Origin of the sequence: Mesorhizobium sp. CA5 (assembly GCF_020165105.1) — a bacterium.
GTDB lineage: Bacteria > Pseudomonadota > Alphaproteobacteria > Rhizobiales > Rhizobiaceae > Mesorhizobium.
Genome location: NZ_JAIUHJ010000006.1, coordinates 278,830 through 287,664 on the forward strand (window position 1 = coordinate 278,830; position 8,835 = coordinate 287,664).

The following is an 8,835-nucleotide window of genomic DNA, read 5'->3' on the forward strand; positions in this document are numbered from 1 at the left end:
CTTCGCTCGGCCACCTTCTCCCACAAGGGGAGAAGGGGAGGTCGGCGCCCTATCGGCCACGTGCGCGCTCCTCAGCCTGCGCCGCGAGTATCTTCTTCACCTCGCCAACCAGCTCGCTCTCCGCCACCGTCACCTGCGCCGGCCTTGCCGCCCGCCATTCGGCATTGTCGGCGATCTCGGCCGACAGGCGGGCGCCTTCGATCAGGTCCTTGATCTGCACCTCGCCTTTGGCGCGCTCGTCGCCGCCCTGGATGATGGCGACCGGGCTGCCGCGGCGATCGGCATATTTGAGCTGCGCCTTCATGCCGGCGCCGCCAAGATACATTTCGGAGCGGATGCCGGCGGCGCGCAGGTCGGCAACCATCTTCTGGTAGCGGCCGAGGCTTTCGGTGTCCTTGTCCATGACCAGCACCACGACCGGCGCGATGACATCGGAGGCGTCGAGCTTGCCGAGGTTCTTCAGCGCCGTCATTAGCCGCGAGACGCCAATGGAGAAGCCGGTCGCCGGCACCGGCTCGCCGCGGAAGCGCGAGACCAGCCCGTCATAGCGCCCGCCCCCGCCGACCGAGCCGAAGCGCACGATTTGGCCTTCGTCATTGGGGATCTCGGCCAGCAACTCGGCCTCGAAGACCGGGCCGGTGTAGTATTCGAGGCCGCGCACGACGGAGGGGTCGATCAATATCTTAGTTTCGTCGTAACCAGCGGCTGCACAGAGCATTTGTATCTGATCAAGCTCTTCGCAACCTTGCATCACCAGAGGAGTCTGCTCGAAGCCGCGACGCAGATTGTCGACAGTAAGGCCGTTAGCAACCCCGCTGCTGCCCGATCCCTGAGCCTTCCAACCAGTGATGTTTAATAACTGCGATATCTGACTGTCGGAAAGACCTGCGCCTTTGGTGAAATCTCCCTCGCCTTCCTTGCCGCCGTCCCAGCGGCCCTTTCCAAGCAAAAGTTGAATGTCTTCGAGTGCGAACTTGTCCAGCTTATCGATCGCCCGCAGCACCGTCAGCCGGCGGCCGGCATTTTCCTCGCCGCCAAGGCCAATCGCTTCCAGCACGCCGTCCAACACCTTGCGGTTGTTGACGCGAATGACGTAGTCGCCGCGCTTGATGCCGAGCGCTTCCATCACGTCAGCCATCATCATCGCCATCTCGGCATCGGCGGCGACACCCGGCGTGCCGATGGTGTCGGCGTCGAACTGCATGAACTGGCGGAAGCGGCCGGGACCAGGCTTCTCGTTGCGGAACACCCAGCCGGAGCGGTAGCTGCGATAGGGTTTTGGCAACCTGTCAAAATTCTCGGCGACGAAGCGGGCCGTCGGGGCGGTCAGGTCGTAACGCAGCGACAGCCACTGGTCGTCATCATCCTGGAAGGAAAAGACGCCTTCGTTCGGCCGGTCCTGGTCGGGCAGGAATTTTCCCAAAGCATCGGTGTATTCGATCATCGGCTGGTCGGCCGGCTCGAAACCGTAGAGCTCGTAGACCGAGCGGATAGTCGCCATCATCTTCTCGACGGCACGAATATCCTCGGCGCTGCGGTCGGCAAAACCGCGCGGCAGCCGCGCTTTCGTCTTTTCGGATTTGTCGGCCATGGGATGAGTACTCGGTGTTTCGTGGCACGCCTTAGATAGGAAATTTCCTATTTCCAAGGCGCGCGTGTCCTAACCGATGCTGCTTGGTGCGGCAAGGGTGGGCTCTTTCCTTCTCCCTTGTGGGAAGGAAAGAGCTGAAACGAACCACGCCAAAAACGAAACAATTCCGCCGTCGGCGCGGCATGCTGCCGACACAATCGGCGACTATAAAGCGCGCCGAAACAAGGGGTTCGGGGCATGACGACGGCTAACGAGATTATCGAGAGCGACACATCGGCCAGGCTGCGGCCTGCCGGCGGCTTTATGCTCAAGCCGGCCCAGCAGCCGGCCGGGCCATTCGAGGTCGCGGCCGAGGCGCGCAAGCCGACCGTGCGCGACGCGCTGGTGACCGGTCTGCTGGTGATCTATCCGGCCTTCGCGGCGGTGGCGGCGATCATTGCCGGGTTGTTCCTGGCCGGCGCCGGCAGCGTCTGACTTTCACTCAACGATCGGGGGATCATCATGCATCTGCAATTCGCGTACGCGCTTGCCGGCGCGCTTTTCTGTAGCATGCCCGTTGCCGCCAACGCCTGCCAGGCGGGTGATGCCCGTCTTGCCGGCCATTATTACCTGAACGGCGTCATGGAGGTCGGTTCAGAACTGCTGTTGAAGAAAGACGGCAGCTTTGAATTCGCGCTCGCCTATGGCGCCAACGACCAGTACGGCAAGGGCTGCTGGTGCGGAAGGGCTCGACTCTCGAGGTCATCCCGGCAGGCCGCAGCTCCGCCTCCACGCATCATACGCCCGACGACAGCGGCTTCAGCGGACTGGTGCTGACGGTGTCCGGTTCCAATCTGGTCTGGGACATCAACGGCAGCGGCCATAAGGGCAGGTTCGAGAAGTAGCGCGCCTCTTTTCCTTCTCCCCCTGTGGGAGAAGGTGGATCGGCGCGTTAGCGCCGAGACGGATGAGGGGTGCTCCAGCGAGTGAGGCGGCGGCAAACTTGCCGTCTCCTCCGGCGGTGTGAGACGCTGGCATTCCCTGGAACACCCCTCATCCGGCCGCTTCGCGGCCACCTTCTCCCACAAGGGGAGAAGGAAGAAAGCACCCCTACTTCGGCCGCTTCAGCTTCTTGCGCTCTTTCTCCACCTCTGCCCGGCAGTAGCAGCCTTCGAGATGGTCGTTGACCAGGCCCATCGCCTGCATGAAAGCATAGACCGTGGTCGGGCCGACAAAGCTCCAGCCGCGCTTCTTCAATTCCTTGGATATCCTGACCGACACCGCCGTCGTCGGGTTAGCGCGCAGATGCGCCAGGTCGACGATTTCGGGCCGCTCGCCCGGACCCGGCTCGAACTTCCAGAACCAGGCGGCAAACGAGCCGAACTCGTCGACCATCTCGCGGGCGCGTTTGGCGTTGTTGATGGTCGAAACGATCTTGCCGCGGTGGCGGATGATGCCGGTATTGCCGAGCAGGCGCTCGACATCCGCGTCGGTGAACGCCGCCACCTTGTCGAAGTCGAAACCGGCGAAGGCCTCGCGGAAATTCTCACGCTTGCGCAGGATGGTCAGCCACGACAAGCCCGATTGGAAGCCTTCGAGGCAGATCTTTTCGAACAGCCGGCGATCATCCGTCACTGGCCGGCCCCATTCGTGATCGTGGTAATGAAGATAGTCCGGCAAATTGCCGTGCCAGAAGCAGCGCGCCCTGCCGTCCGGGCCATCGAGAATGCCGGTATTTTCAATCGCCATCGTCAGCAGATCCATTCGTTAATGCGCTTCAGCGCCGCTTTTACCGCGGCTTTACCAGATTCCTGAACCGGCCGGTAACCACACCAAAAGGTTTACTGACAAAGCGGCATTTTACGCATTCCGATTCATGTTTTGCTTGCCGCTCCGCGCCAAGGATCGCGAAACCGACGGCGCCCTCGCCGCCCCGGATGAGTTCGATCAAGGTGCGTTCCCATGAAGACAGCGTTTTGTTCCCTGCTCGGCGCGGTGGCCATTCTTGCCGCCGGCGCCACGACTTCCCTTGCCAATGACCGCTATGCCGATGTGCCGCCGGTGATGGTAAGCCCCGACCTTTCGGCTCCCTGGGTGCTGCAGCTTGGCCACGCGCCGGGCATCGTGCGCCCGACGCGGCAGGCAACGCAGCAGCCGCTGAGGCGCCTCTTCCAGGCGCAGCCCGACCAGCAGCGCACGGCGGCCGTGCAGCAGCCGGCCAAGCGCGTAGTGATGCGGCCGCAGATCAATCCGATCTACCTGCCTCAGGAAGTCGCCTATGACGGGCCGGCGAAGCCCGGCACCATCGTCATCGATACGCACCAGAACTTCCTCTTCCTGATCGAGAAGAACGGCAAGGCGCGGCGCTACGGCGTTGGCACCGGCAAGCCCGGCTTCGAATGGTCGGGCACCCACAAGATCACCGACAAGAAGGTCTGGCCGGACTGGCGCCCGCCCGCGGAGATGATCAAGCGAGAGGCGGCCAAGGGCCGTTACCTGCCGACCTATCTTGCCGGCGGCATCGAGAACCCGCTCGGCGCGCGCGCGCTCTATCTCGGCACCACCGAATACCGCATCCACGGCACCAACCAGCCCTGGACGATCGGCGGCGCGGTTTCTTCCGGCTGCATCCGCATGCGCAACGAAGATGTCGTCGACCTCTACGAGCGCGTGAATGTCGGGACCACGGTCGAGGTGATATAATCGCAGCGAATCAGCTGGTTAGACGGCGCAGCACTTTTTGTCTGATGCTGTTGCAGCCAAGTCATAGTGCCATCCTGCGGGATGTGCTTTAACCAGCGAAGGGGTTTATGGGGGACGGGCCGTGTGGGGATACGGCCAGTCGCGAAAAGGCAGCGCAGGGAAACCGCGCTGCCTTTTTCGTTTTTTGTTTTTTCCATGCATGAGGTGGCAAGTCGCCCCGAAAGCAGGGCATTTCGTTTCCGGGGCTGATTTCCCGGCGCTCCTCTGCTATTGCAGTGCACAAATCTTGATAGTCACGCAATTCCGGAGGGCAGTGCGCCTTTCCTTGAATTGCCTCAGAAGGCAGAGGTGCCAGCCATGACCCGGACCGACGACAGCCGCTACCTGAAAGGCGGCCCGGTCGCCCAGCGCATCATCGCTTCGGTGCGCGAGGACGCAGCGATCGCCACGGCCGAAGGTTTCCCGCCGAAGCTTGTCTCGATCACCGTCGGCGATACCGCAGCGGTCGATGTCTATGTGCGCAACCAGCGCGCCAAGGCAGCCCTTGCCGGCATCTCCTTCGAGGAGCGGCGCTTTGCCGCCGACATCACCGCCGGCGAACTTGAAGCTGCGATCCACGGCCTCAACGCCGACCCGCGCGTCACCGGAATCATCATCCAGCGGCCGGTGCCGGCGCATATCCCGATCAAGACGCTGCAGGCGGCGGTGCATCCGCTGAAGGACGTCGAGGGCATGCATCCGGCCTCGATCGGCAACATCGTCTACAACCAGCTCGACCTGGCGCCCTGCACCGCGGCTGCCTCGGTTGAGCTGCTCAAGGAAACCGGCCTCGAGCTCCAGGGGCTCGAAGTGGTCGTCGTCGGCCATTCCGAGATCGTCGGCAAACCGATTGCCTTCCTGCTGATGAGCGAAGGCGCGACGGTGACGGTCTGCCATCACATGACGCGATCGGTGGCGGCGCATGCGCGGCGCGCGGACGCGCTGTTCGTCGCCGTCGGCAAGCCCAGGCTGATCAAGGCCGACATGGTGAAGCCGGGCGCTGCCGTCATCGACATCGGCATCAATTCCGAGGTCGGATCCGACGGCGAAACCCGCATCGTCGGCGACGTCGACACGGACAGCGTCAAGGACGTGGCCTCCTGGATCACGCCGGTGCCGGGCGGCGTCGGCCCACTCACCGTGGCGATCCTGTTGCGCAACACCATGGTCGCGCTCAACCGCCAGCGCGCGCTTTACCGCGCGACCTATGGCGTGCCGGACCAGCTCGCGGCGGAATAATTATTCGGCAGCGATCAAACCGCTGTCGGAAACGCCTTCCGGCTTCGGGCCGCCATAAGCCCAGTCGAGTAGCTTGATCGTATGCACGACCGGCAGCTTCGCCGCGGACGCGATCTGCGTGATGCAGCCGATGTTGCCGGTGGCGACGACTGAAGCGCCCGTCGCTTCGATGTTTTTGACCTTGCGGTCGCGCAATCTAGCCGAAATGTCGGGCTGCAGGATGTTGTAGGTGCCGGCCGAGCCGCAGCACAGATGCCCCTCGCGCGGCTCGCGGACAACGAAGCCGGCCTTGGCCAGCAGCTCCTTCGGCTGACGCGTGATCTTCTGGCCGTGCTGCATGGAACAGGCCGAATGGTAAGCGACGACCGTGCCCGGCTTGCGCACTGGCTCGGGAAGGTCGAGCGCGGCGAGATATTCGGTGATGTCCTTGGCCAGTGACGATACCCGCGCCGCCTTTTCGGCATAGGCGGGATCGAGGCGGAGCATGAAGCCATAATCCTTGATGGTCGTGCCGCAGCCGGACGCGGTGATGATAATAGCGTCGAGCCCGCCCTGCTCGATGGCGCGCATCCAGGCGTCAACATTCTGTCTGGCCGAGGCAAGGGCCTGATGCTCGCGGCCCATGTGATGGACGAGCGCGCCGCAGCAGCCCTCGCCCTCCGGCACCACGACCTCAACGCCGAGCCTGGTCAGCAAAGAGATGGTCGCCTCGTTGATCGCCGGATCGAGCACGGACTGCGCGCAGCCGGTGAGGATGGCGACGCGGCCGCGCCTTGCGCCTTTCCCGGCATGCGTGGCCGGCTTCGCCGTCGGCGATGCCGGCGGGATCGCCGACGGCGCGAGCTTCAGCATGGCCGCCACCGGCCTCAGCGCCGGCAGTTTCTCGAACAGGCCGATGAACGGCTGGCCGAGCCCGGCGAGCTTCAGCGCGGCACGGAAGCGGTTCGGATAAGGCAGCACGAAGGCTAGCATGGCGCGCGTCATCCGGTCGAGCAGCGGGCGCTTGTAGGTCTCCTGGATATGGGCGCGGGCGTGATCGACCAGATGCATGTAGTTCACGCCCGAGGGGCAGGTCGTCATGCAGGCAAGGCAAGACAGGCAGCGGTCGATATGGGTGACGATCTCCTTGTCGGCCGGCCGGCCGTTCTCCAGCATATCCTTGATGAGGTAGATGCGGCCGCGCGGCGAATCGAGCTCGTTGCCCAGCGTCACATAGGTCGGACAGGTGGCGGTGCAGAAGCCGCAATGCACGCATTTGCGCAGGATCTTTTCCGATTCCGCGACATGCGGATCGGCAAGCTGCGCGGCGGAGAAATTGGTCTGCATATCGCCGTCTCTGTTAGACGCAATTCCGGACGGAAAACCGTTTCACACTTTTCCTGGAATTGCCTTAGGCCATGCGGCCGGGGTTGAGAATCTGCTTCGGGTCGAACTCGGCCTTGAGCCGCGCCGAAAGCGCGGCCAGATGCGGCGACTGCGGCTCGAACACCGGCAGCGCCGCGCGATGCGGTGCGGATGCGCGTACCAGCGTCGCGTGGCCGCCGCCATATTTGCGGATCAAGCCGCGCAGCAGATCGGCCTCCGGATCGTCCTCGCGCATCGACAGCCACACTAGACCGCCCTGCCAGTCGTAGAAGGCGTCGGCCGCCGCCTGCATGCGCAGCGCCATCACCATGTGATGCGCCGCGGATGGCGCCATCGAGACGCGCCAGACCGGCCGCGCGCCGCCATCGGCGAAAGGCCGGCAATCGCGGATGTCGCGCCAGATCGTCTTCGAGGCCTCGCCGGCGATCTCTTCCAGCGGCCCGGCCTTGCTAAGCAGCTTTCGCAGTGCCTCGATGCGATAGACGACCGAAGGCCCGAATCCCTCGACGCGCAGCAGCGTGGCGGCATCGCTGCCGTGCTTGCCGCCGGCGACCTTCGCGGCGATGCGCTCCGGCAGGTGCGCGGCGCTCGACACCTCGGCGCTGGAGCCGAGCGCCAGCGCCATTGCGGCCACGGCGGCATCGTCGAGCAGGCCGCGTATGGCCAAGGTCACTTCCGTTTCCGCGGCCGGCAGGACCTTGAAGGTGACGTCGGTCAAGACGGCGAGCGTGCCCCAGCTGTTGGCCATCAGCTTGGAGAGATCGTAGCCGGTGACGTTCTTGACCACGCGGCCGCCCGACTTGAAAGCCTCGCCACGGCCGGAGACGGCGGCGACGCCAAGGATGTGGTCGCGCGCTGCACCCGCCTTGAGGCGGCGTGGGCCGGACAGGTTCGAAGCCAACACGCCGCCGATGGTGCCGTTCTTGTCCCCTTGGCCCGGCTCGCCGCCGAGCAACGGGCCGTAGTCCATCGGCTCGAACGCGAATTGCTGGCCGTTTTCGGCAAGCAATTTTTCGATCTCGGCGAGCGGCGTGCCGGCACGGGCTGAGAGCACGAGTTCGGCCGGTTCGTAGAGGGTTACGCCGATGAGGTGCGACAAGTCGAGCGTATGCTCGGTCTGCAATGGGCGACCGATGCCGCGCTTCGAGCCATGGCCGAGGATTTCGAGCGGCGTTTCCTCGGCGGCTGCCCATTGGATGGTGGAGAGGGTTTCGGCGGAAGAAGATGGGGTGAAGGTGGTCACGAGGGGGCGCCTTTCCTCGCCCCAGCGAGGCCAGGGCAATCGCATATGGCAGCGCTGCCCCCTCTCCGTCCGCTACGCGGACACCTCTCTCCCATTTCATGGGGGCGAGGAAACACCGACCGCCGACGTTGCGACCTTGGAAAGCTTGGGTTCCTCGCCCCCGCAACGCGGGGGAGAGGTGGCTCGGGCGCAGCCCGAGACGGAGAGGGGGCCATCATAGAGCGCTATCTCCCGTCTTCCTGGCTGCGAAAACAAACCTGAGGTCGGCAGCAACTACGTCTTCGGCAAGCCGTCCTTCCAACGCCGCAAAGATCGTCTCGCAAACGCTCCTCTTGTTCTTCAAGACATCGAAGCTCCAAAACCGCAAAACCGAGAAGCCCTCGCCCCGCATGAATTCATCCCGCCGCCTGTCGTACGAACTGTCCGCGTGCTGGCTGCCATCCAGTTCCACAATCAGCTTTTCGCTCCTGCACGCAAAATCCGCGAAATACGGACCGATGGGCATCTGGCGAACGAATTTGTATCCGCCTAGCCTTCTTGCCTTCAGTTCGTTCCAGAGGATCGCTTCCGCATGGTTGTCGCCGCTACGAAGCGCGCGGGCGCGGGCAATTTTCTCGGGCGAGCGGCGGCTTGGCTGATAGGCCGCCCCCCTCTCCGGGGGGGGGGGGGGGGGGGG

General features: G+C 64.1%; 10 protein-coding genes. 4 read left to right on the forward strand and 6 right to left on the reverse strand.

What is annotated here, in order from left to right:
- Positions 1-49: 49 nt before the first annotated feature.
- Positions 50-1,591, reverse strand: a complete 1,542-nt coding sequence (gene hisS / locus LB529_RS10900) for a histidine--tRNA ligase (RefSeq protein ID WP_224711068.1) — start codon at positions 1,589-1,591, stop codon at positions 50-52.
- 237 nt (positions 1,592-1,828) lie between these two features.
- Between hisS and LB529_RS10905 the strand changes: the two genes are divergently transcribed.
- Entirely contained in the window at positions 1,829-2,065 is a 237-nt protein-coding gene (locus LB529_RS10905) for a hypothetical protein (protein ID WP_224711069.1), read from the forward strand.
- Positions 2,066-2,092: 27 nt separating this feature from the next.
- Positions 2,093-2,407: a hypothetical protein gene (locus tag LB529_RS10910; RefSeq protein WP_224711070.1), complete on the forward strand. Its 315-nt coding sequence runs from the start codon at positions 2,093-2,095 to the stop codon at positions 2,405-2,407.
- Between the two features lie 273 nt (positions 2,408-2,680).
- Here LB529_RS10910 and LB529_RS10915 read toward each other — a convergent pair whose 3' ends face one another.
- Together LB529_RS10915 and LB529_RS10920 are read right to left on the reverse strand one after the other, a co-directional pair.
- A complete protein-coding gene (locus LB529_RS10915; protein WP_224711077.1) occupies positions 2,681-3,319 on the reverse strand; it encodes a DNA-3-methyladenine glycosylase I in 639 nt (212 codons plus the stop codon).
- Between the two features lie 40 nt (positions 3,320-3,359).
- Entirely contained in the window at positions 3,360-3,521 is a 162-nt protein-coding gene (locus LB529_RS10920) for a hypothetical protein (protein WP_224544234.1), read from the reverse strand.
- A gap of 11 nt (positions 3,522-3,532) precedes the next feature.
- Here LB529_RS10920 and LB529_RS10925 point away from each other — a divergent pair, with 11 nt between their 5' ends.
- Together LB529_RS10925 and LB529_RS10930 are read left to right on the forward strand one after the other, a co-directional pair.
- On the forward strand, positions 3,533-4,273 hold the full coding sequence (locus tag LB529_RS10925) for a L,D-transpeptidase (RefSeq protein WP_224544233.1): 741 nt from the start codon (positions 3,533-3,535) through the stop codon (positions 4,271-4,273).
- A 357-nt stretch (positions 4,274-4,630) separates the two neighbouring features.
- Entirely contained in the window at positions 4,631-5,551 is a 921-nt protein-coding gene (locus LB529_RS10930) for a bifunctional 5,10-methylenetetrahydrofolate dehydrogenase/5,10-methenyltetrahydrofolate cyclohydrolase (RefSeq protein ID WP_140839426.1), read from the forward strand.
- Here LB529_RS10930 and glcF read toward each other — a convergent pair whose 3' ends face one another.
- The 3 genes from glcF to LB529_RS10945 form a co-directional block, all read right to left on the reverse strand.
- Positions 5,552-6,877 carry a glycolate oxidase subunit GlcF gene (gene glcF / locus LB529_RS10935; RefSeq protein WP_224711071.1) on the reverse strand — a complete coding sequence of 442 codons (1,326 nt, stop codon included), beginning with the start codon at positions 6,875-6,877 and terminating at the stop codon, positions 5,552-5,554.
- A 64-nt stretch (positions 6,878-6,941) separates the two neighbouring features.
- On the reverse strand, positions 6,942-8,159 hold the full coding sequence (locus LB529_RS10940) for an FAD-binding protein (protein WP_224711072.1): 1,218 nt from the start codon (positions 8,157-8,159) through the stop codon (positions 6,942-6,944).
- 214 nt (positions 8,160-8,373) lie between these two features.
- Positions 8,374-8,769 carry an endonuclease domain-containing protein gene (locus LB529_RS10945; RefSeq protein ID WP_224527888.1) on the reverse strand — a complete coding sequence of 132 codons (396 nt, stop codon included), beginning with the start codon at positions 8,767-8,769 and terminating at the stop codon, positions 8,374-8,376.
- Between the last annotated feature and the right edge of the window lie 66 nt (positions 8,770-8,835).

Excerpts from the sequence above, each read along its gene's own strand:
- hisS (WP_224711068.1), bottom strand. The coding sequence starts at position 1,591 with ATGGCCGACAAATCCGAAAAGACGAAAGCGCGGCTGCCGCGCGGTTTT.
- LB529_RS10905 (WP_224711069.1), top strand. The coding sequence starts at position 1,829 with ATGACGACGGCTAACGAGATTATCGAGAGCGACACATCGGCCAGGCTG.
- LB529_RS10910 (WP_224711070.1), top strand. The coding sequence starts at position 2,093 with ATGCATCTGCAATTCGCGTACGCGCTTGCCGGCGCGCTTTTCTGTAGC.
- LB529_RS10915 (WP_224711077.1), bottom strand. The coding sequence starts at position 3,319 with ATGGCGATTGAAAATACCGGCATTCTCGATGGCCCGGACGGCAGGGCG.
- LB529_RS10925 (WP_224544233.1), top strand. The coding sequence starts at position 3,533 with ATGAAGACAGCGTTTTGTTCCCTGCTCGGCGCGGTGGCCATTCTTGCC.
- LB529_RS10930 (WP_140839426.1), top strand. The coding sequence starts at position 4,631 with ATGACCCGGACCGACGACAGCCGCTACCTGAAAGGCGGCCCGGTCGCC.
- glcF (WP_224711071.1), bottom strand. The coding sequence starts at position 6,877 with ATGCAGACCAATTTCTCCGCCGCGCAGCTTGCCGATCCGCATGTCGCG.